At 70.4% G+C, this 23,842-nt stretch carries 22 protein-coding genes and 2 pseudogenes; 13 read left to right on the plus strand and 11 right to left on the minus strand.

What is annotated here, in order from left to right; all coding sequences use genetic code 11:
* Positions 1 to 4: 4 nt before the first annotated feature.
* Together OHS33_RS00315 and OHS33_RS00320 are read left to right on the plus strand one after the other, a co-directional pair.
* Positions 5 to 414, plus strand: a pseudogene (locus OHS33_RS00315) (hypothetical protein); the annotation flags it as partial.
* 165 nt (positions 415 to 579) lie between these two features.
* A complete protein-coding gene (locus tag OHS33_RS00320) occupies positions 580 to 918 on the plus strand; it encodes a transposase (RefSeq protein ID WP_330328326.1) in 339 nt (112 codons plus the stop codon).
* Here the strand turns inward: OHS33_RS00320 and OHS33_RS00325 are convergent.
* The 4 genes and pseudogenes from OHS33_RS00325 to OHS33_RS00340 all read right to left on the minus strand — a co-directional run bounded on the left by OHS33_RS00325 (position 892) and on the right by OHS33_RS00340 (position 5,306).
* A pseudogene (locus tag OHS33_RS00325) lies at positions 892 to 1,385 on the minus strand (GNAT family N-acetyltransferase). The gene OHS33_RS00320 and the pseudogene OHS33_RS00325 overlap by 27 nt on opposite strands.
* Positions 1,386 to 1,531: 146 nt before the next feature.
* Positions 1,532 to 2,470: a MerR family transcriptional regulator gene (locus OHS33_RS00330; protein WP_330328327.1), complete on the minus strand. Its 939-nt coding sequence runs from the start codon at positions 2,468 to 2,470 to the stop codon at positions 1,532 to 1,534.
* 158 nt (positions 2,471 to 2,628) lie between these two features.
* Positions 2,629 to 4,773 (minus strand): tetratricopeptide repeat protein, encoded by a 2,145-nt coding sequence (locus OHS33_RS00335; RefSeq protein WP_330328328.1) that lies wholly within the window; start codon positions 4,771 to 4,773, stop codon positions 2,629 to 2,631.
* 56 nt (positions 4,774 to 4,829) lie between these two features.
* Entirely contained in the window at positions 4,830 to 5,306 is a 477-nt protein-coding gene (locus OHS33_RS00340; protein ID WP_330328329.1) for a hypothetical protein, read from the minus strand.
* Positions 5,307 to 5,654: 348 nt separating this feature from the next.
* Here OHS33_RS00340 and OHS33_RS00345 point away from each other — a divergent pair, with 348 nt between their 5' ends.
* Positions 5,655 to 5,999 carry a hypothetical protein gene (locus OHS33_RS00345; RefSeq protein WP_330328330.1) on the plus strand — a complete coding sequence of 115 codons (345 nt, stop codon included), beginning with the start codon at positions 5,655 to 5,657 and terminating at the stop codon, positions 5,997 to 5,999.
* A gap of 175 nt (positions 6,000 to 6,174) precedes the next feature.
* On the opposite strand, the gene OHS33_RS00350 is transcribed toward OHS33_RS00345, so the two are convergent.
* Both OHS33_RS00350 and pdxR read right to left on the minus strand, forming a co-directional pair.
* Complete coding sequence (locus tag OHS33_RS00350; RefSeq protein WP_330328331.1) at positions 6,175 to 6,891, minus strand: maleylpyruvate isomerase family mycothiol-dependent enzyme; 717 nt, start codon at positions 6,889 to 6,891, stop codon at positions 6,175 to 6,177.
* Positions 6,879 to 8,357 (minus strand): MocR-like pyridoxine biosynthesis transcription factor PdxR, encoded by a 1,479-nt coding sequence (gene pdxR, locus OHS33_RS00355; protein WP_330328332.1) that lies wholly within the window; start codon positions 8,355 to 8,357, stop codon positions 6,879 to 6,881. Before pdxR ends, OHS33_RS00350 begins: the two co-directional genes overlap by 13 nt.
* A 55-nt stretch (positions 8,358 to 8,412) precedes the next feature.
* On the opposite strand from pdxR, the gene OHS33_RS00360 reads away from it, so the two are divergent.
* The 3 genes from OHS33_RS00360 (at position 8,413) to OHS33_RS00370 (ending at position 11,113) form a co-directional block, all read left to right on the plus strand.
* Complete coding sequence (locus OHS33_RS00360; protein WP_330334850.1) at positions 8,413 to 9,588, plus strand: MFS transporter; 1,176 nt, start codon at positions 8,413 to 8,415, stop codon at positions 9,586 to 9,588.
* Between the two features lie 133 nt (positions 9,589 to 9,721).
* Positions 9,722 to 10,609 (plus strand): ketopantoate reductase family protein, encoded by an 888-nt coding sequence (locus OHS33_RS00365; RefSeq protein ID WP_330328333.1) that lies wholly within the window; start codon positions 9,722 to 9,724, stop codon positions 10,607 to 10,609.
* A 105-nt stretch (positions 10,610 to 10,714) separates the two neighbouring features.
* A complete protein-coding gene (locus OHS33_RS00370) occupies positions 10,715 to 11,113 on the plus strand; it encodes a RidA family protein (protein ID WP_330328334.1) in 399 nt (132 codons plus the stop codon).
* A gap of 420 nt (positions 11,114 to 11,533) precedes the next feature.
* Here the strand turns inward: OHS33_RS00370 and OHS33_RS00375 are convergent, their stop codons facing one another.
* Positions 11,534 to 12,046: a hypothetical protein gene (locus tag OHS33_RS00375; protein WP_330334851.1), complete on the minus strand. Its 513-nt coding sequence runs from the start codon at positions 12,044 to 12,046 to the stop codon at positions 11,534 to 11,536.
* A gap of 165 nt (positions 12,047 to 12,211) precedes the next feature.
* Positions 12,212 to 12,580 carry a hypothetical protein gene (locus tag OHS33_RS00380; RefSeq protein ID WP_330328335.1) on the minus strand — a complete coding sequence of 123 codons (369 nt, stop codon included), beginning with the start codon at positions 12,578 to 12,580 and terminating at the stop codon, positions 12,212 to 12,214.
* A 180-nt stretch (positions 12,581 to 12,760) separates the two neighbouring features.
* On the opposite strand from OHS33_RS00380, the gene OHS33_RS00385 reads away from it, so the two are divergent.
* Both OHS33_RS00385 and OHS33_RS00390 read left to right on the plus strand, forming a co-directional pair.
* A complete protein-coding gene (locus OHS33_RS00385; RefSeq protein ID WP_330328336.1) occupies positions 12,761 to 13,192 on the plus strand; it encodes an OsmC family protein in 432 nt (143 codons plus the stop codon).
* A 243-nt stretch (positions 13,193 to 13,435) separates the two neighbouring features.
* Positions 13,436 to 15,247, plus strand: coding sequence for a hypothetical protein (locus OHS33_RS00390; RefSeq protein ID WP_330328337.1), 1,812 nt, complete (start codon positions 13,436 to 13,438; stop codon positions 15,245 to 15,247).
* A gap of 15 nt (positions 15,248 to 15,262) precedes the next feature.
* On the opposite strand, the gene OHS33_RS00395 is transcribed toward OHS33_RS00390, so the two are convergent.
* Positions 15,263 to 16,384 carry a hypothetical protein gene (locus OHS33_RS00395; protein ID WP_330328338.1) on the minus strand — a complete coding sequence of 374 codons (1,122 nt, stop codon included), beginning with the start codon at positions 16,382 to 16,384 and terminating at the stop codon, positions 15,263 to 15,265.
* A 166-nt stretch (positions 16,385 to 16,550) separates the two neighbouring features.
* Here OHS33_RS00395 and OHS33_RS00400 point away from each other — a divergent pair, with 166 nt between their 5' ends.
* From OHS33_RS00400 to OHS33_RS00415, 4 genes are all read left to right on the plus strand, one after another.
* Positions 16,551 to 16,877, plus strand: a complete 327-nt coding sequence (locus OHS33_RS00400; RefSeq protein WP_330328339.1) for a hypothetical protein — start codon at positions 16,551 to 16,553, stop codon at positions 16,875 to 16,877.
* Positions 16,878 to 17,095: 218 nt separating this feature from the next.
* Positions 17,096 to 17,923: an FAD binding domain-containing protein gene (locus tag OHS33_RS00405; RefSeq protein ID WP_330328340.1), complete on the plus strand. Its 828-nt coding sequence runs from the start codon at positions 17,096 to 17,098 to the stop codon at positions 17,921 to 17,923.
* Positions 17,920 to 20,646, plus strand: a complete 2,727-nt coding sequence (locus OHS33_RS00410; protein WP_330328341.1) for a molybdopterin-dependent oxidoreductase — start codon at positions 17,920 to 17,922, stop codon at positions 20,644 to 20,646. The genes OHS33_RS00405 and OHS33_RS00410 overlap by 4 nt, the downstream gene beginning before the upstream one ends.
* Positions 20,643 to 21,614: an antibiotic biosynthesis monooxygenase gene (locus OHS33_RS00415; protein ID WP_330328342.1), complete on the plus strand. Its 972-nt coding sequence runs from the start codon at positions 20,643 to 20,645 to the stop codon at positions 21,612 to 21,614. The genes OHS33_RS00410 and OHS33_RS00415 overlap by 4 nt, the downstream gene beginning before the upstream one ends.
* A 6-nt stretch (positions 21,615 to 21,620) precedes the next feature.
* Here the strand turns inward: OHS33_RS00415 and OHS33_RS00420 are convergent, their stop codons facing one another.
* Positions 21,621 to 22,058 (minus strand): DoxX family protein, encoded by a 438-nt coding sequence (locus OHS33_RS00420; RefSeq protein WP_330328343.1) that lies wholly within the window; start codon positions 22,056 to 22,058, stop codon positions 21,621 to 21,623.
* A 98-nt stretch (positions 22,059 to 22,156) separates the two neighbouring features.
* Between OHS33_RS00420 and OHS33_RS00425 the strand changes: the two genes are divergently transcribed.
* The gene (locus OHS33_RS00425) at positions 22,157 to 22,756 is read left to right on the plus strand and encodes a TetR/AcrR family transcriptional regulator (protein ID WP_330328344.1); all 600 of its coding nucleotides are present in this window, start codon (positions 22,157 to 22,159) and stop codon (positions 22,754 to 22,756) included.
* Between the two features lie 122 nt (positions 22,757 to 22,878).
* On the opposite strand, the gene OHS33_RS00430 is transcribed toward OHS33_RS00425, so the two are convergent.
* Positions 22,879 to 23,817 carry an NADP-dependent oxidoreductase gene (locus tag OHS33_RS00430; RefSeq protein ID WP_330328345.1) on the minus strand — a complete coding sequence of 313 codons (939 nt, stop codon included), beginning with the start codon at positions 23,815 to 23,817 and terminating at the stop codon, positions 22,879 to 22,881.
* Between the last annotated feature and the right edge of the window lie 25 nt (positions 23,818 to 23,842).

Consider the following 23,842-nt stretch of genomic DNA (forward strand, 5'->3'; position numbering starts at 1 on the left):
TGGAGCCGGGGACCAGGTGTTCGGCGCGAACGGCAAGGACGTCGACCTGCCCGGCGAGCTGGACCGGCGGGAGAAGCGCCCGGCCAAGCCGCAGTCCGCCCGCGCGCAGATCGAGGCCGGGGCCGCCGAGCGGGCCCGCAAGCACGCCCAGGAGGAAGAGGCCCGCCGCCAGGACCGCGCCGGCACCGACGACCCCGAGGCTGTCGAAGCCGCCGGAGCCCGGGCTGCTGATACCGCGCGGCCGAAGGACAAGGCGCAGGCCAACTTCACCGACCCGCAATTCGCGATCATGAAGAACGGCGACGGCGCCTACATCCAGCCCCGCGCGGACGTATCCCGGACGCGGCGACACCCCGGGAACGCATGGCCCGCAAGCTCCGGACCAAGCCCGGACGCGCCGCCTACGCCCGTCGCGCACCCCCGGCTGCTTGTTCACTACCGACCCACCCACGCTCCTAGCCGGCCCCACCGACAGGCGATGGAGGCGGCGATGCCTGACAGGTCGCTCACGATGACCGACGGCAGTTCCGTGACCGCCTCGATCATGGCGATGTTGCGGACACTCAGGATGGGCAGCCCGTGGGCGCACATGAGGGTCAGAACCGACGCCGCGGTGCGTGGTCTGCTCGGAGGTCGGCCGGGGAAGCCGCCAGGCGGGCTGTCCAGGACGTCTACAACGCCGAGGATAAGGATCGTGCCCGCGCCGCAGTCGAGGCGTTCGCCGGTCAGTGCGGCGCAAAGTACTCCAAGGTGGTCAAGCGGCTGGTCGACGACGAAGAGGAACTGCTGGCGTTCTTCGACTTCCCCTCCGAGCACTGCACTGGATTCATCTGCGCACGACACATCCCATCGATAGGCGGCCTCAAGCGATCCGCGGGCGCCGAGTGGACCTCAGACGTCCATGCGCCGTATGTGTAGGTGGCCATCGAGAGGGAAGGTGGGCGGCGCGGCGGGCAGGACTCTGCCGAACTCGTACCGGCTCTTCTGGGCAACGCGGCACGACGCGAGATTGTCCTCCTGATGAAGGAGTTCGAGACGTTGCAGCCCGGCGGCCCGGAAGGTGTCGAAGGCCCAGCCGGTGAGAACCTCCAGAGCGCGGGGGCCACGCCCCGCCCGCGAGCGTGCGCCGCGGTCCAGTAGCCCACCTCGGCTGCAGGTTTGCCGGAGGTGACTTCCTTGAGGACCACGTTGCCGACCAACTGTCCGTGAGGTGATCCGGGTTGTGCCTCAAAGACGGCGAAGCCGAACCGGTCCCCTGCTGCCCAGCTCCGCTGCTGGGCCTGCACCCACCGTGCCCCGTCAGCATCGTTGTCCACGACAGAGCTCGCCCACTGACGCAATGCGGGATCCCGGCTCACCTCGACCAGTGCGGCAACGTCCTCCATGCGCCAGGGCCGAAGGACAAGAGCGGGAGCGGACGGCGTCGCTCCCGCCTGCAGCATGACGGGGGCATTCATAAACCGATCATCTGCGGCGGCGTTTTCACCCGACGCCGGCCGCGTCCGACCTATGCCGCCTTGCGATCGCCCCGTCATAGCTGTGTCCGGACGCGCAGAGCCCGGACGGACCATTCGAACACTGGAGCCAGACTCTCCGGGGCCGGCCAGTCGTTGACCACTGCGAGCAGCTGGAGGTAACGCTCCCTGCGGGGGTCGTTCACGCTCTCCAGCCGAGTCGCCAGCCGGCGGCGAAGCCCGATGTCGTCGGGGACGCCGAGGAGGTGCGCGTAGTGATCCGTGAGCGCCGCGACGATTGGATCGGCCTGGGGTGAGGCCGGGTCGATGCCCGCGGTCAAGGCCGGGCCGGCCTGGTCACGGACGGTTGCGGCAATGTCGCGGCGCGGCCCCGTGGTGTCGCTTCGGGCCTGCACGGCTGCCTGGTCCTCGGCCATCTGCCGCAGGCTGGCCCGGAAATCCGGATCCTGGGACATTTCGGCCAATTCCACCCACGCCTGGACCTGCTCCGCCTCCGGGTTGTCAGGCAGCTCGGGGGTCATCGAGCGCATGGCCCCCGCGAATACGGGCGCGGCGTCAAGACCGCCGAAGACGGCGTCGAGGAAATCGCCGATCAGACGTCGGCGTTCGTCCTCGGAGAGCTGGGCAAGCTTGTGCATGATATCCGTCTCCTTGGGCGTGGACCCGCGCTTGGCCACCGCCGTCAGCACCGCGCGCCGCAGGCGCAGGGTACTGATCTGTACCGCCAGTGCTTCGGCATGCGCTGCGGCGGCCTCGGGAAATGAGAGCTCCCGGTCCATGACCTTCCGGATCGTGGGAAGGTCCAGTCCCAGTTCGCGCAGGGTTCGCACGAGGTCCAGGCGTGCAGCGGCATCCATGTTGTAAAGGCGGTAGCCGGCCGGGCTCCGGTCGGTCGGCGCCACGATTCCGCGATCGGAGTAGAACCGGATGGTCTTGACCGTGAGACCGGTCCGCTGGGCCAGCTCGCCGATCGAGTAAAGCGTGTCGTCGTGCATGCCCCCACCTTCGTGTCTCCCCCTAGTGGAGACACAAGTGCATCCGTCTACCGACAGCCAACCACTCCTTGTCCGCAGGGCTGAAGAGGGCTCACCGACTCTGGCTGCCGGTCCGGCTGCCCGCGCCAGCCGCCACCGGGGTAAGCGGCCTGCGAGCGCTACATCCCTCGCAGCCACCCCCTGCCCCGGGATTGTTCCCGCCAGTACGTGAGTGCCCGCCGGGTGGTCGCGAGGTCGGGATGGTCTGGGCGGAGGAGGCGGAGTTGGTCGTTGAGCAGGTCGGTCAGGACGGTCACGGCCCCTCGTGCGTCGCCCGATTCGCCCAGCCAGTGGCCGAAGCGGAAACGGGTGTCGAAGGTGCCCGAGTTCTCCGGCCCGTGCGTGCGGAACTGCTCGTTGACGAGCTGGCGGTACACGGCCACTGCCCCGGCCGCGTCTCCCGCCCTTCCCTGCCACTCGGCGGCGTCGCGGCGCAGAGTGAAGTCGGGCGGGCCCGTCCGTCCGTCGACGGCCGCGATGTAGCCGTCATCGGCGAGCAGGTCGCGGTAGACGCGTGCGACGCCCGGCAGGTCGCCGGCCTGTTCGAGCCAGTGGGCCAGGCGGTGGCGCAGCTCGGTGACCTCCTCGACCAGGCGGATCCGCTGGGAGGGGTACAGCTCGTACTCCGGGGCCAGCAGGGCCAGTAGGTCGTCGATCATCCGACGGTACTCGGTGATCGCAGCGGCGAGGTCGCCGGATTCCGCCCGCAGCCGCGCGATCCGGCCGCGCAGCTGCGTCACGGACTCGTGCCGGGCTCCCAGCCGGTCGGCCGTCGTCGGCAGCAGTGCTACGAAGTACTCCAGTGCGGCCTGTGGCCGGCCGTCGTCCGCCAGCGTGTCGCCCACCCGGAGCACGAGGTCGTGCAGCTGCTGACCGGTACTCCACCCGTACCGAAGCCCGGGCTCGCCGGAGCCCAGCATCATGGCCGGAGCATTGCGGGTCAGCGCCTCGACGTTGGAGCGCAGCACGTCCGGAGGGAAATCGAGGGCGCGCGAACGCGGGTGCGGAGCCCGATCCCTCGGGGGAACCAGGAAGAACGTCATCGAGTTCGCCTCGTCCGCCGACGTCCGTGACGCGACGAAGAGCAGGTTGGCGGCCACGTCGGCCAGCTCTGCGGCCCGGCTCGCGGGCAGGCCCTCGCGGACGGCTCGCTGCAACATCGGGTGCACCCGCACCGACCGGTCCTGGTCCGCCGGGTCGTAGTCGAGCAGGCTCCACCGGTGCAGCAGCGCGAGCGTCTCGTCGGCGCGCTCGTCCGGCTCCGCGTCCTCTGCCGGGCGGTCGGTCCGTTGCCGGTCGAGGTACCTGACCGCAGCGATCAGCACGGCGGCCGGGATGCCGTCGGAAGCCAGCGGCGCCACCAGTTCCAGCAGCATCCGCGCCGTCCCGACCGGCGCCAGGGCGTCGGCGCGCTCCAGCGCCAGGTCCCAGGCGTAGGGCAGCGGCAGGCTCTGCTCGTCCGGCAGTCCACCCGGGTCCGGCACGAGGTCGGCCAGCCGCCGACCGTCGTCGCCGAGCAGGTGCAGGTAGTCGGCGCAACTCAGACTGGTGCTGCCCAGGTGGGCGGCCGCCTGCGCGAGCGCGAGCGGCAGGTGTCCCAGCTCGCGGGCGAGCACCTCCAGTTGCTCAGGCGGCTCGACCCGGCCGGACGCGGCGAGCACCGCCGTGAGGTAGCCGAAGGCCTCGGCGGAGCTGAACGACGGCACGGTGAGCACCTGTTGGCCAAGCCCCTCGCGGGCCAGGTCCCGGCGCCAGGTGGTGACCAGGGTCCGCCCCTCGGGCTGGTCCGGCGGCCAGAGTCCGCGCAGGTCGTCGGGGTCGACCAGACCGTCCAGGACGATCAGCCGGCGAACCGTCTCCCCGGCCCCGCCCGGCCGGAGCCAGGCCAGGAACTCCCGCGCGCCCTGCTCCGGATCGGCCGGGTCACTACCGGTGATCTCGGCGATGGCCTGGGCGTAGGCGGTCAGGATCGCCGCGCGGCTGCCGGCGGCGACCCAGACCAGCAGGTCGAGTTGCCCGGCCTGCCAGGCAGTGCGGGCCTCGTTCGCGGCCAGCTGGGTCTTGCCGGCCCCGGCGGCGCCGACCAGTATCCGGCAGCGCGCAGGGGCGTCGGGAGCATCGGGAACGACCCGGCGCTGGAAGCAGTGCGCGGTGTTGGGCACCGCCCCAACCTGGTGCGGCCAGGCGGCCGGGGCATGCCGGCCGGCGTAGTAGGCCACCTGGTCGGCGTGGCCGACGGCGAAGCTGTGGTTGCTCGCGTGCACCCCTGTGAGCGGCGGCGGTGGCGAGGTTCGTGACGGGCTTGGCGTAGCCGGTCCGTTCAGCCCTGGAACGGATCCGGCACCTGAGGGTGGCCGATCTGCACGCCCCCATGGATCACACCGGCGGCGACCGATCCCTCCTGCGCGCTGACGTGCACGATTCCGCCGACCGCCATCCCGCCGTCCCCGGCCGACACCTGGGCCTGGGCCGCGCTCTCAGCCAGCAGCTCGCGCAGCGCCTCGCCGGCGCGCTCGCGCTCATCCTCCGCCAAGTCCTCCAGGAACGCCTCGAACCGGGCCTGCCAGGAGGCCTCCTGGCGGATCCGGAGCCGCTCCAGCTGCCCGCCCTCAGCTGCCGCGAGCTCGGCTGCAGTGCGGCCCAGCCGCTCCAGCTCGGCACTCTCACGCTGGGTGTTCCCCCGCCCGAACCAGGCGGCCACCCGGCCTCGGAACCCCTCCCATGCCGCAGTCCCCGCCGCGGTCATCACCGCCGTCCCACCGGACATGGCCAGCGCGGTCAGCGCCTCGGACAGCATGCGCAGTCCCCCCTTGTCGACAACCGTGACCCCGACCGTACCGCGAGCCGGGCGCCGCGCCCAGGCGGATATTCAGGCAGCTACGCAGGCGAGCAAGGACAAGTGACCAGCCGTCAGCAATAGCTGCCAAATCGTCACCCTGAGGCGCCGGAGCCAGTAAAGGGTGTTGTGGGGCTGCCTGGTGCGGCCGGGCGCTCGCGACCACCAGGCGAGTGTCAGCATCGATGATGACCTGCGCGTCCGCCGAGAGTCGAGTCGGGACCGACGCGCCCAGCCGAGAGGGGCTCACCCCCATGGGGCAAGCGGTGATAGTTCACCCCCACTCAGTTCAAGATTAGGTGGTTCACCATGTTCAAGAGCCTGAAGTTGGCTTCTGTCGCACTGACCGGCGTCCTCGCAGCCACTGGTCTGACCGCGGTCACCGCGACCCCGGCCGCGGCGGCCTCGTCGTGCCCGTGGCCGTACGTGTGCTTCCTCGACTCCAACGAGAACGTCCTGACGATGTACAAGGACACCGGCTGGCAGACCACCAGCTCCAAGACCCGCAGCGCCCGCTGGGTCACCAACGCCCGCCACGACGACTGCGCTTACCTGAAATACGCCAGCGGATACGTCGACCAGATCCGCCCCGGCCAGACCTTCGGCCTCGGCTCCGGCGTCGTGGAGATCAACATCACCAACGGCTGCCCCTGAACCACGGGCGGCCGGGCGATTTGAATGCGGCCTTTGCCGTCAGAAGCCGTTGTAGTACCGAGAGGTTCGCTTGGCGGTCGAACGAGGGTTCCCGGTTGGGTGATCTTCCCGTGGTCGGGGCATGAAGGCAGGGGCCTTCCGAACAACTCGACTACCCGTAGGGAGGTCTTCGCGATCAGCTCCAGCCGGGGGCTGGTGGTAGGGGCCAGTCGGGCGGGACCGGCAGTGGATGGTCGGACGTGAGCGGGGGGTCGAGCGCGCGGCCGCTGAGCCAGCCGAGGAGGGCGTGGCCGGAGCCGGTGATGTTGGGGCCGGTCGGGGACAGGGTCCAGGATCGGCCGATGTCGAAGGCATTGACCCGGGCGACGGGCAAGCCGAGTGCGGCGAGGGCTGTGATGGTGTCGTCGAGTGCCCAGGTCACGTACGTGCTGGGCCAGTCGGTGGTGCGGTAGCCGGCGTTCAGGTCGACGTGGTGCGTTTCGAGTTCGCGCCAGCAGCGGTGGAGGGTGTACCAGGCCGGGTGCCGCCAGCCCGCCAGTGCCGTGACCAGGGTGTCCCAACGTTCCACGGGCATCGATGTGGCGTCTTCGGCCAGGTGTGCAAGGCGGCTGCGCAGGTCGGTGGCGAGTTCGGCCGCGGGGCGGTCGGCGCCTTCACGGACAGTACGGGCGAGCGACTTGGCGTCCGTCCTCGGGGCGCGTTCGATGCCGGTTCGGGCCACGGCGAGCAACCACCCATAGGCGTCGATGCTGCGGGCCAGGTGGGTGATGACGTGGCCGCGGGTCCAGCCGGCCAGCGTCGAGGGTGCACGCATCTCCAGGTCGGTCAGCGCGTCGAGGGTGGCGGTGATCCTGGCACCGGAGCGGGTGACTTCCTCGATTATGTCGAGCATGTTCGTACCGTAGTGGCGGGGTAGTCGTCGCCGAGCGTCGGACGGACCTGCGACGCGGGATATCGGCCCCTCAGCAGGCCTCCGACCGCCGTGATGCCTGCCGTGATGGCGCGTTCACCGACGTTGCCGAACCCCAGGATCAGCTGCACTGGCTCTGTCGCATGCGAAGAACGGCAGGTGCTCATTCCGTAGAGGCCCACGGATCGGGAGTGGGCGGCGGCGATGAGGTCTTGCTCGTCGGCCGGTCCGTGGAGGTGCGCCACCGCGTGGAAGCCCGCCGCGAGGCCGGTCACCCTGACCTCGGGGGCATGTTCGGCGAGCGCCGCCACCAGGGTCGTGCGCCGTGCCGCGTAGGTTGTCCGCATCCGGCGCAGGTGCCGGTCGAAGCGGCCGGACTCGATCATTCTCGCGAGGGCGAGCTGATCGAGTGTGGGCGACCCGCGGTCGTTCAGCTGCTTGTGCTCGATGATCAGCTCGGTGAGCGCGGGCGGGCAGAGCATCCACCCGATGCGCAGCGCGGGCGCGAGGGACTTGCTGACGGTGCCTATGGAGATCACGCGGTCGGCGGCGAGTCCTTGCAGGGCGCCCAGCGGCTCCCGATCGTAGCGGAATTCGGCGTCGTAGTCGTCCTCGATGACGACGGCGTCCCGGCTCCTGGCCCACTCGATCAGGGCGAGCCGCCGCTCGGGTGCCAGAGCGACACCGGTGGGCCACTGGTGCGCAGGGGTCATGACGACGGCGCGGGCGTCGGTCGCGGCGAGTGCCTGCACGTCGATGCCGCGCTCGTCGACCGGTACCGGGATCGCCGACAGGCCCGCCCAGGACGCGGCAGAGGAGATCGTGGCCGGTGAGCCGGGGTCTTCGTACGCCACCGTACGGACACCTGTCCGGGCCAGGGCGTGCAGGGCCAGACCGAGGCCCTGCGCGTAGCCGGAGCAGATCACGATCCGTTCCGGATCCGCTGCGGCGGCGCGCACCCGCCGCAGATATCCGGCCATGACCTCGCGCAGAGCCACATTGCCGCGCGGGTCTCCGTAATCAAGCGCCGCCGTCGGCATGGTGCGTGCCGCCTCGCGCGTGGCCCACAGCCAGTCGGCGAGCGGGAAGCTGCTCAAGTCCGGGACGCCCCACTTGAAGTCGGCCACCAGGCGTGGAGGTGCCGAGGGCGGTGACGTGGGCGCTGGCGGTGCGCCCGCGCCGGCGGCGACCCGGGTGGCTGAGCCGACGCGTGTCACGAGGTATCCCTCGGCTTGGAGCTGGGCGTAGCAGTCCTGCACCAGCCCGCGCGACAGCCCGAGCATCCGAGCGAGTTCACGGGAGGACGGCAGCCGTTCGCCGATCTGCAGCCGCCCGGTCCGGATCGCGTCCCGCAGCCGGAGTTCCAGCTGGGATCGCAGCGGCTCGCCGCTGTCCCGGTCGATGACCAGCAGCAGATCGGGTGACAGACCGGACCACTCCAGAGGCATGGAATTGGATCTTACTGGCGATCCGCTTGGCCTTTAGCTTCGTCGTGTGACCAAGATGATCAACTCTCGAGCTGAGGGCGCCGGTTCGCGGCCGCCGCTGGTGACGCGGCCCCTGCTGCTGCGCTTCGTCTCGGTCATCGGTGCCTCGACGAGCTTCTACCTGCTGTTGTCGGTCGTCCCCCTCTATGCCGAGGTGTGCGGAGGCCGTTATGCCGCGGGACTGGCCACGGGTGCGCTGATGCTGGCGACGGTCGGAGGCGGGCTGGCCACTCCCCGGTTCGTTGCCCGCTTCGGTTACCGCCTGGCGCTGGTGGCAGGGCTGGTCCTCCTCGGCACGCCCACGCTGGTGCTGACCGCTTCCGGGAGCACGGTTTGGATCACGGCGGTCTGTGTCGTGCGGGGTCTGGGCTTCGCGTTCACGGTCGTCGCGGGTGGCGCTTTGACGGCGTCGCTGATCCCGCCCGAGCGCCGTGGTGAGGGGCTGGCACTGGTTGGCATCATGTCCGGGGTTCCGTCGCTGGTGGCCCTGCCGCTGGGGGTGTGGCTGGTAGGGCACGTGGGGTACGTACCGGTCTGCATTGCCGGCGCAGTGGCCGCGCTGGCCGCTATCGTCTCGGTGCCGGGCCTGCCGGACCGCGAGCCAGCCTCGGGACGGTCGATCGGGGTGCTGGCCGGGTTCCGGACGGCCGCTCTTCTGCGGCCCGCCGTCGTCTTCTCGGCTACTGCGCTCGCTGCCGGAATCACCGTCACCTTCCTCCCCCTTGCCGTCCCGTCGGCTTCTACCGGAGTCGTCGCCATGGCCCTGTTCGTCCAGTCCGCGGCATCAACCGCGGCCCGCTGGGTCGCAGGCCGACACGGCGACCGGCACGGACCGGCCTCACTCGTCCTGCCCGGCCTTGTTGTCTCCGCCGCAGGGACGCTGCTCACCTCTCTGACCCACAGCCCGGTCGCCGTTGTCGTCGGCGTGGCCCTGTTCGGGGTCGGTTTCGGAGTCACCCAGAACGCCACGCTGACGCTGATGTACGCGCGTGTCCCCGTGTCCGGCTACGGCACCGTCAGCGCCCTGTGGAACTTCGCCTACGACGCGGGCATGGGCGTCGGCGCCGTCGGGTTCGGGGTGCTCGCAGGCCAGACCGGCTACCCATTGGCTTTCACCCTCACCGCCGCGCTGATGCTCACCGCCCTTGCCCCGGCCTGGCGCGACCGCCTGGCCAACGGCTCCCGTCGATGACCGGCGCAACCACACACGGCCGGGGCCAAGGCTCCACCACCAGCACTTGCCGACGCGATCCCGTCGACGAACTGACCGCATTCAGCAACGAGACCGGCCAACGGGCACTGGTCTCCCAAGAACAGGAGCGCACATGACCACGAACACCGTGACGGTGGCCATCCTCGGGCCGGGCGGTGTCGGTGGCCTGATCGGCGCGCTGCTCGCCCGCGACGGACACCGCGTCGTCTGCCTGGCCGGCGAGGAGACCACCGCCGTGCTGCGCCGCGAGGGCCTGCGAGTGCAGAGCACGCAGTACGGCGGCTTCACCACTCCGGTCGAAGCTGACACCTTGCTGCGCGAACCGGTCGACGTCACCTTCGTGACCGTCAAGCAGACCGCCCTGCCCGCCGCCCTCGACCGTGTTCCGCCGCAGGTCCTCGGCGACGGTATCGTCGTACCGCTGCTCAACGGACTCGACCACCTTGCAGCACTGCGCCGACACTATCCGGCCGGCCAGGTCGTGGCCGGAACCATCAGGGTCGAGGCCACCCGCACCTCGCCCGGACGCATCGCGCACACCAGCCCCTTCACCGCCCTCGAACTGGCCGCCCCGCTCGCCGACCTCGCATCCCACCTTCGGCACGCCGGCCTCGACGTGACCCTGCGCACCGACGAGAGCACGATGCTCTGGGACAAACTCTCCTTCCTCGCCCCGTTCGCCCTGCTGAGCACGCGCTACCAGTCCGCTGTGGGCGCCATCCGCGACGAGCGGCGGTCCGAACTGCTTGCCGTACTCGACGAAATCACTGCCGTGGCCCGCGCCGCGGGCACACCGGTGACCGCCGAGGCCGTGCTCTCCTTCTTCGACCGGGCCCCCGAGATGATGAAGTCGTCGATGCAGCGCGACGCGGAGAACGGCCACCCGATCGAGCTCGACGCCATCGGCGGGGCTGTCCTACGGGCCGCGGCCACTCACAGGATCGAGACCCCGATTACCGCACGTCTCGTCGCAGAGCTGGTTCCCACAGCAAATCAGTAGCAACACCTGCCCGTACCGACGGCGGCGGGGGGCACCTCGTCAAGTGCCGACAGTCCAAAGCCATACACAACACCCCGGCGTGTTCACCGCCCGCTTTCAGGAGACATGATGCAGCACTTCGTCCGACCCGACGGCACCCCTCCGGTCAACGGCTACAGCCATGCCGTGGCGTTCACGGGGCCGATGATCGCCGTCTCCGGACAGGTCCCGGTGGACGCCCACGGGCGGGTGGTGGGCGCGGGGGATACCGCGGCCCAGGTACGCCAGGTCTTCGCGAACCTGGTCACCGCGTTGGAGGCGGCGGGTGCCGCCATGGATTACGTGGTCAAACTGACGGTATTTCTGACCAACCTGGCCGATCTGGACACCTTCCGCCAGGTGCGCGACGAGTACCTGGACACGGCCCGCCCGCCAGCCTGCTCACTCGTCAAGGTCGCCGGGCTGGTCCATCCCGCGTTCCGGGTCGAGATCGACGCACTCGCAGTGCTACCCGCTGGGGCGTGAGCTCAGGGAAGACACGAGTCGATCACCGGACGCCGTTGTCCGGCATCTCCTGCCCGAGCCCGACTCGGAGCCCCTCCCCCATTGCGTGTTTGTGGCCGCGCAACGGGGCGCCCGGCCTCCGGAGCTGGCATGAGAAGCCGCATCTCAGCCGATCTTGGAAGCTGCGGGTCAAACAGAGTTCCTGGTCAGGTGATCTTCCGGTTGTACGCGCATGAAGACAGGGCCTCTCGGTAGCTCGGGGATGTAAATCGAACCAAGCGATGTCGGGAGGCCCCTTTGTTGTTGTACGCGCCCGCGCACGTTGACTTCAACTCGACCGTCGTGTCATGTGATTGCCTCGCGCACGTGTACGGGAACGCGGCCGATCATCCGGACCGGGTACGCCCGCCGCCAGCGCGGCGATGATCCGATGGTCGATGATCACGCGGATAGGCCGCCGACTGGCCCGGCCACGGGCCGGCGGCCGACGCTGAACATCCCCGACGCTTCCTGGACCAACCACCCGCGCTCCGCCAGGCGTTTCGCCTTCGACCGCACCCCCTCGACCTTCGCCGGCGACGTTTCCAGCCCCAGCGCCACCGCGATGTCCTTGGCCCGCACCGGCCCCTGCCCCCGCCCCGGCCGGTCTTCCAGCACGCCCAGGATCCGCTGGTAGTCCGGCGAGAGAAGGGTCGCAGGCAGCACTTCCCGCCAGGGCGGCACCGTCGTCCCCGACACTGGCGCGGGCGCCGATTCCCCCTCGGCCTCCGTCACGGCGGTGGTCTGGGCAGCGGACACAGCCAGGGCCTCGGCGAGCTCCTCCCGCGCGATCACCCGCCGGTCCAGCTCGATCTCGGCGGCCTCCAGCGCCTGAGCCGCCCGGTCCGCCTCCTCCCGCAGATCCTCGACCCGCTCACGGGCAGCCGCTTCCCGCGCCTCCGGCAATCCCAGCATCGACGCCACCGCGCACCCCTCAACGGGGCGACCGCCTCCCTGACCCGGGATCGGCTGCTGGGCACCGAGGTGGTCGGCTCCGGACGAGCCGCACGGGTCGACCTCAGCCGTCGATCCGTACGGCACTCTCCCCTCAAGCCATCCCGCGGTCCTGGATCAGGAGAATCAGGAGACGCGCTTCAGCTGCCAGGCGTTGTTGTTGAAGCTGGGGTTCGACGAGTAGACGCAGCTGCTGCTGTAGTACGAGCCGGTCTGGACCCAACCCGCAGGCTGGTAAGTGGATGCACAGGCCTGGACCACTGTGCCGACGGGCAGCCCGGTGAGCTGCTTTATCTGCTTGATGTTCGGGCTGAAGCTCTGCGTGCCACAGCTGCTGCTGTAGCCCCAGCTGACGTCGACGTAGCCGGTCGGCGTGAGCACGCTCGCGCAGGACGTGGTGACGTCACCGGGGGCGGCGTGGGCAGGCGCGGCGGTCAGGGCGAACATCGCTGCGGCGCCGACGAGGGCCATACCTGTGGTGCGAAGGCGAGTCATGGGTGGTGGCTCCTTTTGATCACGAACGGCCGGTCAGGCCGAGAAGCCATTACTACGGGTCGCCCATCGGATCCGGAAAGCGACTTTCAAGCCTAAAGATCCACAGCGACCTGATCCTGAACCTGAACCCGGGCCGGACCGGACCGGCGGTGGCGAGGAGGCGGGGCTACCGTCGATGTCATGACTCCTGATTCCCTGCGCTCCGTCACCGTCGAGCGGACCGGTCCGAGCATGTTCACCGCGACCAATTCCCGCGGCGACACGATCACCTTCGGCACCGGATCCGACGGGGGCTTCACCCCCGTCGAACTCCTCCTCGCTGCGATCGGCGGTTGCTCCGCGGCCGACGTGGACGTCGCCACCACCCGGCACGCCGAACCCACCGAGTTCTCCGTCGCCGTCCACGGACACAAGGTCGAGGGCGCGGGCGGCAACCTCATGACGGACCTGGAGGCCGCCTTCACCGTCCGCTTCCCCGAAGGCGAGGCCGGCGACCGGGCCCGTGCGATCCTGCCGCGCGCCGTGAAGACCTCCCACGACAAGCTCTGCACGGTCAGCCGCACGGTGGAAGCCGGAACCCCGGTCACCGTGAAGGTCGTGGACGCGCACTGACCGGCCGTGAGCGGGTGGCGGGGCTGCGGCAGTTCGTGCAGCGGCGCCCGCTGATGCAGCTGCAGCTGCATCAGCGGGTGCGCCTCCGGTATGCGACTGGTCTCGGCGGTGCTCCGGATCGGCCGGTAACAGAGTTGGGACCTTCAGGACGCTCCGTACCCCTGTGAGGGAACACTTTCGGCCGCTACATTGCCCACGGCCCCGTGCGTGCGCGCGCGGGCAGGAGTCGGAGGGGCGGGGGAAATGAGCTCTGGGGTCTTCGGGAAAGTCGGCGGGGCGATCAGCGGGAAGACGGCGGCCTTGCTGGCTGCCGGGGTGCTGGTGGTCGGCGGGGGCGTGGGCGCGGGCGTGTATCTGGCCGCTCAGGGGCCGCACGTCACGGTCGTGCAGCGCAGCGCTTCGGTTCAGGTGCCAGCGGGCGGCGAACAGGCAATCGTGGCGGGGTGCGAGAAGCACGAGACCGCGCTCGGCGGCGGGTACGCGGTCGACGGCAGCGGCTTCGCGACGACCAGCGAGTTCGTCGGTGCGGCGTGGCTGGCGGCGGCGTACAACCCGGGGGCCGCGCCCGTCACCCTCACCTCGTACGCGTTGTGTGTGAACGCCAAACCGGAATTCGCACCGCACAAGGAGTTCACGGACCGGGCGCACGCCTTCAAGGACAACGGGGCGAAGATCACCAACAACGACGCCGGTCCCATCCACGACCTGTCGACGGACGGCCCGTTCGCGGAGGCGTTCCGCAAGGCGGAGGCGAAGCCCACGTGCCCGGGCGGCTTCACGATGGTCGGAGTCGAGTTCCGGGCGGCCCGCAACGTCCCCGGACGAGCGGTGGCGCCCGTACCCATGGACAAGCAGGCCACCTACCAGGTGGCCGGGAAGCCCATGCCCGCGACCTGGAGCATCTCGGTCAATCCGGGTACGGAACTGAGCACGGACTCGTTCCGGCTGTTCAACTCCGAGGCGGTGGAGCGCAAAACCCGGATCCTGGACCCACAGCCTCCGCAGGCGAACTACGCGGTCGACCTGCGGCCGGTCTGCGTCAGGCTGAACGACGTCTCGATCGCCACCGCCACGGTCGCGGTCGGGGCGGGGGGCACCGCCGACGCCACCGTGAAATGTCCCAAGGGCCGGCTGGTACTCGGCGGTGGTTTCCTGTTCCCGGCGGACAACGAGCAGGGCAACGGCCCGCAGCGCTTCCTCGGCGACGGCTGGCTGTACGCGTCGGCGGACGGGCCGACGCCGGGGACGTCGGGCCGGCCCGTGAAGGACTGGCACGTCACCGGTCACAACCAGCAACACGCCGGCAGCGACTACCACGAGACGGTCTGGCTGGAGCATTCCGACGGCGAGACCCTGACGGGCGACGGCTACTTCGACAACCACGCGCACGGCGCCGGCGACAACGAGGTGCGCATCGTCCCCGTACCCGACAGCCAGCGGATGGTCGCGAGCGCCGTGTGCGGCACCATCGACGCCGAGCCCACCTCGCCGGACAAGGGCGCCGCGCCGCCCGCCCTCACCCACCCGGTGCTGCCGCCCGCCGTGGACATCGGGCCCGCCACGGGCACTCCCGCGCCCTCGTCCACCCCGAGCCCCGGCGCCTCCGGCGCTTCCCCGTCGACGAGCCCGAGCGGGTCGCCGGGCGCCTCCCCGACCACCCGTACGCCGACCACGCCCGGCCGGACGCCGAGCGACCCGAACCACCCGCCCACCACACAGCCCGGCAACTCGCCGTCCGCGCAGCCGCAGGCCCCGTCGGTGACCATCGACCAGCCCGGTGGCGGCGGGAAGCTCCGGCGCGGCTGCGAAGAGTCCTTCACCGGTACGGCACACACGCGCCCGGGCAACCGGTCCATCACCGATCCGCAGGCCACCACCTGGCAGATCATCGGCCCGAACGGGCCGGTCACGCTCGGAGCCGGGGCCTCCGGCAGGTTCCTGGTACCGCTGCTGGCGGACGGGACCTACCCGCTCGTCTTCTCGGCGACCGACACGGCCGCCGGGCTGACCGGGAGCGCGCGGATCTCGGTGCAGATCGTGGGGTGCCTGCGGTGACGCGCACGCCGTGTCCTACTCGCCGGTTATGCCCCAGCGGTGCAGGACGGCGGCCTTTCCGTCGTAGGTGAGCCAGGTGCCGTCGCCCAGGGGGCGGGCCAGGCTGTCTACGGGCTGCGGGTAGGCCACCTGACCGCGCACCCGCAGGGTGCGGGCGTCCAGAAGCCAGTGCCGGGCGAGGTCGGGGTCCTCGTCGTACTCGGTGGTCGTGGCTATGACGGTGTCGCCGTCGACGAAGCCGCAGGTGTAGTCCCAGCACGGAAGGTCTTCGTCCTCGAAGTCGTCCGCGTCCTCGGCGTCGTCCGTGTCCTCGGCGTCCTCGGCGTCGGCCGCGTCGGCCGCGTCGGCCGCCGAGGGCTGCCCGGTGGCCAGTACCGTGCCGTCCAGCGCGTGCAGCCTGATGTCGTAGCCGTAGTGTTCGAGCGTCAGGTAGCCGCCGTGCTCCGGGTGGACATCGGCGAGGATCCGGTCCATCGTCTCGTTCAGGTCCCAGCTGGTGACCGTACGCCCGTCCCAGCGCGCCCAGTGCAGCAGGACTCCGTCCTGGCCCATGCCGATGCCCAGTCCCATGTGGACCCCGTCGGGATGGGAGAGGTGGTTCGAGCCGGAGGTCACGCTGTCCAGGGGTACCCGGGCCAGCTCGGCCCCGTCCCGGGCGTCCAGGACGACCCAGCACTCCTCGTACTCCCCCTCCGCGACGACATGCGCCCACACCAGCCGCCCGTCGTCCGAGACCCGGCACGAACCGGACTCGAAGTCCCGGCATATCTGCTGCTCATCGCCGGAGTGGGCGTGCCCGACCTCCTGGTCCCAGCACCCGTGTCCGTACACCCAGAGCGTCACGCCGTCCGCGCCGACGGCCCGTACGGACCGCTGGCCCGAGAAGACGGCGAAGGAGCCGTCCGGGCTCACCGAGTGCTCCCCACGGGTCCAGCCCGGCCAGGGGACCGGGAAGGCGGCGACCGGCGCCCGCTCCCCCGCCCACAGTGCGTCCAGGTCGTACACCTCCAGCGCGTCGCCGCAGCGCAGCAGCGCGCGGCGCCGGCCGTCGCCCCGCGACTCCAGGGCGAAGCCGTTGGTCAGTCCGTCCCCGCCGGACAGGGGAACCGAATCGAGCAGTCGTACGGAAATCGTCATGGCCAGAAGGTAGCGCCCGGCACCGACAACGCCCTGCCCGGGCCAACCGCCTGGAGGCGGCCGTGGTCGCTCCCCGGACCTTCGACACCCAGGGCTTCCCGTGGTCGTCGCACAGCCTCAACAGCGGGAGCCGTCAGGGGCCGTTGCCCGCCCGTAGTCTCGGGCCGTGCACGAAAACGAGATCAAACTCAAAGCCATCGCGGCGCTCACCGCCCTGCGCTCGGATGTCGGCGAAGACCTCGCCTCCGAACTCCTCGCCGAGGTGATCCCCAGCCGCTTCCTGGTGCCGGCGGAAGGCGGCCCCGAGGAGATCGGCGGCGCCGTGCTCGATCAGCTTTCCGCGCCGCTGAGCGCTCTCGTCAACGGTTTCATCGCCGCCTTCGCGGCAGTCGCCGACGCATACGACGAAACCGACACGGAGCCCGGTACCGGCGAAATCCTCCAGGAACTCGCCCTCCGTCTCGCCCGTGAGGGTGGTGGGCAGTCGCACTGACCACCACCTGGGCGACGCCGCCAGGGCTCGCGGCGCGCACGGCTCTGCACAGCCGCGGTCCGGAGCGCTGCTTTGGCGGGGCAGGCCCGTTCTCGGTACGCTGGAAAGGAGTCTTTGCGCCAGCCGACCCTGCTCCGAGCGGGTCGGCCCCAGCGGCCGCAGCGCATTCTGCCGTTCAAGGCGGCGGCCGCCCCTGCACGTAGTGGGCAGGTGTTTCCATGGACCTCAACACCATCAGCGAAGTCGTCCGGCGACCGGCCGACCGGCCGGGCGCCGACTGGCGCGAGGGCGATGCCTGGCTCGCCGGCGGGACGTGGCTGTTCTCCGCCGAGCAGCCCGGCTTGCGCCGCCTGGTCGACCTGACCGCGCTGGGCTGGGATCCCCTCGTGCCGAGCGGCGCGGGCCTGGAGATCGGCGCCACGTGCACCATCCGGGACCTGTACGCCTTCACGCCTCCGGCCGACTGGACCGCGGGCCCCCTCTTCGCGCGGTGCTGCGAGGCGTTCCTGTCCTCGTTCAAGGTCTGGAACTCGGCGACCGTCGGCGGAAACATCTGCATGTCCCTGCCGGCCGGTCCCATGATCACGCTGACGGTCGCGCTTGAGGCCACGTACGAGCTGTGGGCCCCCGACGGGTCCGTGCGCACCGTCGATGCCCTCGACTTCGTGACCGGGAACAACCGGAACGTCCTCGCTCCCGGGGAGATCCTGCGGCGCGTCCGCATTCCGGCGCGTGCCCTGCGGGGGCGCACCGCCCACCGCCTCTTCACGCTGACCCGCCTGGGCCGTTCGACGGTCTTCCTCGTCGGTACGCAAACGCCGGGAACGGGCGACCTGCTCCTCACCGTCACCGCCGGCACCACCCGCCCGGTGCGCATCGCCTTCGACACCGTGCCGGATGCCCGCACGCTTCAGGAGAGCATCAACGTCATCCCCGCCGACGTCTGGTTCGCCGACCCCAACGGGACCCCGGACCACCGCCACCACCTCACCCTGCACTTCGCTGAAGAGATCCGTCACGAGCTCATGGCTGGGGGCGCGGCATGACGTACTCCGTGAACGGCAGGAGCTTCTCCGAGGAACCGGACCCCGGCCAGTGTCTGCGTACGTTCCTGCGCGCGCTCGGCCACTTCGGCGTCAAGAAGGGCTGCGACTCCGGCGACTGCGGCGCGTGCACGGTGTGGCTGGACGGCGTTCCGGTCCACAGCTGCATCACCCCCGCCTTCCGCGCCGAAGGCCATGAGGTGACCACGATCGAGGGTCTCGGTTCACCCGGCGACCTGCATCCCGCGCAGCGCCGGTTCCGGGACGCCCCGGGCTTCCAGTGCGGGTTCTGCACCGCCGGGATGATCATGACCTCGGCGACGTTCACCGAGGCGCAGAAGGCTGACCTGCCCCGGGCGTTGAAGGGAAATCTCTGCCGCTGCACCGGCTACCGGGCGATCGAGGACGCGGTGAAGGGCGTCGTCGGTGTGGAGAGTGCCGCGCCGGGTCGGGCCGTCGGAACGAGCGTCGGTGCGCCGGCGGCCGACGACGTGGTGACCGGTCGCGCCGAATTCACGATGGACACCCACATGGAAGGGATGCTGCACCTCAAAGTGCTGCACTCGCCGCACGCGCACGCCCGCATCGTCTCGGTCGACAAGACCGCCGCGCTGGCGGTCCCCGGCGTCCATCGCGTCTACACCTGGGAGGACGTGCCGCGCAGGCGCTTCACCACGGCCATCCACACCGACCACCTCGTCGATCCGGACGACACCTACATCCTCGACCGCACGGTCCGCTTCGTCGGCCAGCGCGTCGTCGCGGTGCTCGCCGACACGGTCGGGGCGGCCGAGGAGGGCTGCCGGAAGGTGGCCGTGGAGTACGAGGTGCTGCCGGCGGTCTTCGACCCCGAGAAGGCCATGGCCGACGGGGCACCGCAACTGCACGGCTCGGAGGACCCGTTCGCCCGCGACTACGTCCACAACCTCCTGCTGGAAATCCACTCGCACATCGGCGACGTCGACGCGGGCTTCGCCGCGGCCGACGTGGTCCACGAAGGCACGTACTTCTCGCCGCGCGTGCAGCACGCGCATCTGGAGACCCACGGTTCGATCGCGTGGATGGAGGACGGGCGGCTGAACGTCCGCACCAGTTCGCAGTCTCCGTCGATCGCGAAGGTCAAGCTGGCCTACCTGTTCGCGCTGCGCCCGGACCAGCTCCGCGTGTTCTGCAAGCGCGTCGGCGGCGGTTTCGGCGGCAAGCAGGAGGTCATCTCGGAGGACCTGGCCGCGCTCGCCGCCCTCGACACCGGGCGGCCCGTCTGTTTCGAGTACACGCGCGAGGAGGAGTTCACCACGGCGTCGCCCCGGCATCCGATGAAGCTGACGGTCAAACTCGGCGCGAAGGCCGACGGCACGCTCACCGCCTTCCAGGTCCGCAACGTGTCCAACACGGGCGCCTACGGCAACCATGGCGGCGAGACCCTGTACGCGGGCGGCGCCGCCGTCATGATCTACCGCTGCCCCAACAAGAAGTACGACGCCTTCTCCGTCTACACGAACACCGTTCCGAGCGGCGCCCTGCGCGGCTACGGGATGACCCAGCCGGCCTTCGCCGTGGAATCGGCGATGGACGAGCTGGCCCTCGCCCTGCACATGGATCCGCTCGCACTGCGACGCCGCAACATCGTGCGCCCGGGCGAGCCGCTCGTCGCCCTGCACGACGGGCCCGACGACGTGGTGTTCCACGAGGACGGGCTCGGCAAGTGCATCGACCTCGTGGCCGGCGAGCTGGCCCGTACGGCCGACCAGCCCTCCCCCGGCCCCGGATGGCTCGTCGGGGTCGGCGTCGCCAGTTCGATGCACGAGACCGCGCCCCCGACCGAGCACGTCTCCGAGGCCTGGGTCACGCTCGGCGACGATCTCGTGTACGAACTGGCCGTCGGCACCGTCGAGTTCGGCGAGGGCACCTCGACCGCGCACGTCCAGATCGCGGCCAACCAGCTGGGTACGACGCCGTCGCGGATCCGCCTGGTGCAGTCCGACACCGACCGCACGGGATTCGACACCGGCGCCTTCGCGAGTGCGGGACTCTTCGTGGCGGGCAACGCGGTCCTCCGGGCGGCCAACGCGGTGCGTGACCGCATCCTGGACTTCGCCGCCACGCACACGGGCGTCCACGTCGTGATGTGCTCGATGGACGACGACGGCGTCATGTGCGGGGACGAGCGCGTCGCGCTGGCCACGCTGGTCGCCGCGGCCCGGGCGCGCGGCATCCGGTTCACGGCCGCCCGCAAGGCGTACGGATCGCCCCGCAGCATCACCTCCAATACGCAGGGCTTCCGCATCGCCGTCCACCGGGTGACGGGCGAGATCCGCGTCCTGTACAGCGTCCAGGCGACCGACGCCGGTGTGCTCATCAACCCGGAACAGGTGCGGGGGCAGGTGGAGGGCGGTGTCGCCCAGGGCATCGGCTTCGCCCTGACCGAGAACTTCCAGATCGACGCGGACGGCGTCATCGCCAACCCGAACCTCCGCAACTACCGCATCCCCACCTACGCCGACGTGCCGCGCACCGACGTGCTCCTGGTCGGCTCCTCGGACTCCGTCGGGGCCATGCGGTCGAAGGGGATGGCGGAGTGCTGCATCAACCCGGTGGCCCCCGCGCTGGCGAACGCGCTCCGTGACGCCACGGGCGTCCGCTACCGCGAGTTGCCCCTCACTCCGGAACGGATCTACGGCAGGCTCGTCGAGAGCCGGTCGGCGCGGACGGGCACGCGGCGATGACGGGCGAACGGCAGGCGGACGCGGCGGCAACGGTCATCATCGGCCGGAAGGTCCGCCCCGGCATGGAGCGGGCGTACGAGAAGTGGCAGGAAGAGGTCAACTCCGCCGCCGCGCGCTACGCCGGTCATCTCGGCGCCGAGGTGACCAAGCCGACCGCCCTGCAGCCCGAGTGGGTGATCGTCTACCGGTTCGACTCCGTGGCCCATCTGCAGGCATGGATGAACGGCGCAACCAGGCAGAAGCTCCTCGACGTCGGCGCGCACTACTTCGACGGTCCCGCCACCCAGCAGGTGATCCGGGGCGGCACGCAGCCGACGGACCCGCTCGTGACCGTGGTGGTGAGCCATCGCGTCCACCCGGACCACGTCGACGACTTCCTCGCGTGGCAGGAGCGCATGAGCCAGGAGGAGGGCAAGTTCGCAGGTTTTCGCGGAACGGAGATATTCCGTCCCGTCGAAGGCGTTCAGGACGAGTGGACCACGCTGTACCGCTACGACAACGCCGAGCACCTGGACGCCTGGCTGACGTCGGCGAAGCGGCGGGAGATCCTCGCCGAAGGGGAGGAGTTCGACGACTTCAGACTGCGCACGATCGACAACTCGTTCGGCAGTTGGTTCGCCTTCGAGGAGAACGGCAAGGAGGCGCCCCCGCCCTCGGACACCAAGACCGCCATCGCGGTCTGGGTCGGCCTGTACCCGACCGTCGTGCTGCTGTCCCTCGCCCTGCACCCGCTGGGCATGCCGTTCTGGTTCGGGCTGCTGGTGGGCAACCTGCTGTCGAGCTTCATCATGAGCTTCTTCACCATGCCCCACTACGTGAACCGGCTGCTCAGGCGGTGGCTGTGGCCCGCACCGGGCGAATCGCGCGTCAGGACCAACCTCGTCGGCGGCGCCGTCGTCACCGCGCTGCTCCTGTTCTGGGCCGTCGTCTTCTACCTCGTGACGGAGGTGTTCTGGACGCTGCCCTGACGCGGGTCAGAGGGCGGCGAGGACGCACACTGCCACGAACACCACCTGGAGGAACGTCCGCGGGACCAGTGCCATGACCGGCTTCCCGTCGAGCGTGAGCCCGGACCGGGCGGCGTGGACGTTGGCGGGGAACATCGCCAGCAGCATGACCGTGAGCGCGGCCGCAGCCAGGGAACGGGTCGCAGGAAGCAGCAGGCCGCCCGCTCCGGCCAGTTCGAGCAGGCCGGTGGCCGTCACCAGCAGGTCCGCCCGGGGCAGCCCAGGCGGGACCATGGCGATCATCTCGGCTCGGCGGCCCGTGAAGTGGGCAACGCCGGTGAGCGTGAACATCAAGGCCAACGCGACGCACAACGCGGGCTGCCAGCCGTCCAGGGCGGAGAGGCCGAGCAGGCCGGCGAGGCGGGCCAGGATCCAGCCGACGACGAGCACGATCAAGGGAGCCATTGCGTGTCCATCCTTCCGATTCCACAATCTTGACACTGGAAAGATTCACGGACCGCGCCCATCTTGTCAATGCCTAGATCCAGGCTAGGCTCGATCCCATGACAACCCCCGACTCCGCATCCCACCCCGACGCAGACCGTCAGAGCTACCACCACGGCGACCTTCGCCGCGCGCTCCTGACCGCAGCTGTCGAGGCCATCGAGGAATCCGGTGCCACCGCGGTGAGCCTGCGCGACCTTGCCCGACGAGCCGGGGTCTCCCATGCCGCGCCCGCCCACCACTTCGGCGACAAGGCCGGCCTGCTCACCGCAGTGGCCGTCGAAGGGTTCGACCTGTTCACCGACGCGCTCAACGCCACCTGGGAACGAACCGGCGACTTCGCCGAGGTCGGCGTCGCCTACGTACGGTTCGGGCTGACCCATCGCGGGCACTTCGAGGTGATGTTCCAGCCCGCCCTGTGCCGCACGGACGCCGCCGACCTGACCGCCGCCCGGGCCCGCGCGGCCGAGTCACTGCGCAGCGGCGCAGCCCTCCTGGCCGCCCGCACTGAGGATGGGGACGAGCAGATCGCCACGCTGGCGGCCTGGTCACTGGTCCACGGGTTCACGGCACTGCGACTCAGCGGCACGCTCCCGCTGCCGCCGGACGCCGACGTCGAGGGCGTGGCCCGGCAGGTCACCAGGCTTCTCCTCCGGTAGAGCGCGTCACCGTGACTGCGGGCAGTCCGACCCCGGACGGCGTCGGCCCCGCCCCGCTGCGACTGGTCGGGGCCAACGCCATGGACATACGTAAACCGGGCACCCGGCCGGGGACGTCGGGACTACGGCACGAGGACGATCTTGCCCTGGACCCGGCCGGTTTCACTGAGGTCATGGGCCTTCGCGGCCTCGGCGAGCGGGAGGGTCTCGGAGATCGTGGGGCGTACGCCGTGGGTGTCGACGAGTTCGGCGAAGGAGGTCAGCACGGCCGGGGTGGGTTCCAGGAAGAACTCCACGAATCGCACGCCGAGTTCGGCGGCTCGGGCCGTCACCTCGGTGCGGTCCACGCCGACACCGACAACGTCGACCAGGATGCCGCCCCGCTTGAGGGTGGGCAGGGAACGCGGGCCGTAGTCGTTGCTGACGGTGTCCAGCACCGCGTCGATGCCGCGCAGGGCCGAGAAGTCCTCCACCGTGTAGTCGATCAGCTCGTCGGCGCCGAGGCCGCGCAGGTAGTCGTGCTTGGCGGCGCGAGCCGTACCGATGACGTACGCTCCCCGGGCCTTGGCGATCTGCACGGCGAGGTGGCCGACGCCGCCGGCCGCGCCGTGGATCAGCACCCGCTGGCCGGACCGTACGTCGGAGAGGGTGACGAGGGCCTGGTAGGCGGTGAAGCCGGAGATCGGCAGCGCGGCGGACCCGACGTGGTCGAGGGTGCGCGGCTTGGGCGCGATCCGGTCTTCGGTCACCACCACGTGGTCGGCATGGCTGCCCTGCGGCGGGACGGTCCAGCCGTAGACCTCCTCGCCCAACGCGAAGCGGGTCACGCCCTCGCCCATGCCCTCCACCGTGCCGCTGAACTCGTGGCCGAGAACGAACGGCGGCGGGCCGAAGAAGTCCACCTTGCCGATGCGGACCTTCCAGTCCGCAGGGTTCATACCGGTGGCCCGTACGCGCACCAGGACCTCACCGGGGCCCGGCGAGGGAAGGGGTATCTCGGCAAGTTCCAGCACGTCGGAGCCGCCGATGGCCTGCTGTGTGATCACTCGTGTCATCGTCATGCAGAACATTCTGCGCTTGATGATC

Origin of the sequence: Streptomyces sp. NBC_00536, assembly GCF_036346295.1 — a bacterium.
Classification (GTDB): Bacteria; Actinomycetota; Actinomycetes; order Streptomycetales; family Streptomycetaceae; genus Streptomyces.

Coding starts and splice junctions, on each gene's coding strand:
- OHS33_RS00390 (WP_330328337.1), top strand. CDS start 13,436: ATGAGCTCTGGGGTCTTCGGGAAAGTCGGCGGGGCGATCAGCGGGAAG.
- pdxR (WP_330328332.1), bottom strand. CDS start 8,357: ATGCCTCTGGAGTGGTCCGGTCTGTCACCCGATCTGCTGCTGGTCATC.
- OHS33_RS00415 (WP_330328342.1), top strand. CDS start 20,643: ATGACGGGCGAACGGCAGGCGGACGCGGCGGCAACGGTCATCATCGGC.
- OHS33_RS00345 (WP_330328330.1), top strand. CDS start 5,655: ATGTTCAAGAGCCTGAAGTTGGCTTCTGTCGCACTGACCGGCGTCCTC.
- OHS33_RS00360 (WP_330334850.1), top strand. CDS start 8,413: ATGATCAACTCTCGAGCTGAGGGCGCCGGTTCGCGGCCGCCGCTGGTG.
- OHS33_RS00370 (WP_330328334.1), top strand. CDS start 10,715: ATGATGCAGCACTTCGTCCGACCCGACGGCACCCCTCCGGTCAACGGC.
- OHS33_RS00410 (WP_330328341.1), top strand. CDS start 17,920: ATGACGTACTCCGTGAACGGCAGGAGCTTCTCCGAGGAACCGGACCCC.
- OHS33_RS00420 (WP_330328343.1), bottom strand. CDS start 22,058: ATGGCTCCCTTGATCGTGCTCGTCGTCGGCTGGATCCTGGCCCGCCTC.
- OHS33_RS00350 (WP_330328331.1), bottom strand. CDS start 6,891: ATGCTCGACATAATCGAGGAAGTCACCCGCTCCGGTGCCAGGATCACC.
- OHS33_RS00430 (WP_330328345.1), bottom strand. CDS start 23,817: ATGACGATGACACGAGTGATCACACAGCAGGCCATCGGCGGCTCCGAC.
- OHS33_RS00395 (WP_330328338.1), bottom strand. CDS start 16,384: ATGACGATTTCCGTACGACTGCTCGATTCGGTTCCCCTGTCCGGCGGG.
- OHS33_RS00375 (WP_330334851.1), bottom strand. CDS start 12,046: ATGCTGGGATTGCCGGAGGCGCGGGAAGCGGCTGCCCGTGAGCGGGTC.
- OHS33_RS00380 (WP_330328335.1), bottom strand. CDS start 12,580: ATGACTCGCCTTCGCACCACAGGTATGGCCCTCGTCGGCGCCGCAGCG.
- OHS33_RS00425 (WP_330328344.1), top strand. CDS start 22,157: ATGACAACCCCCGACTCCGCATCCCACCCCGACGCAGACCGTCAGAGC.
- OHS33_RS00365 (WP_330328333.1), top strand. CDS start 9,722: ATGACCACGAACACCGTGACGGTGGCCATCCTCGGGCCGGGCGGTGTC.
- OHS33_RS00330 (WP_330328327.1), bottom strand. CDS start 2,470: ATGCACGACGACACGCTTTACTCGATCGGCGAGCTGGCCCAGCGGACC.
- OHS33_RS00405 (WP_330328340.1), top strand. CDS start 17,096: ATGGACCTCAACACCATCAGCGAAGTCGTCCGGCGACCGGCCGACCGG.
- OHS33_RS00340 (WP_330328329.1), bottom strand. CDS start 5,306: ATGCTGTCCGAGGCGCTGACCGCGCTGGCCATGTCCGGTGGGACGGCG.
- OHS33_RS00385 (WP_330328336.1), top strand. CDS start 12,761: ATGACTCCTGATTCCCTGCGCTCCGTCACCGTCGAGCGGACCGGTCCG.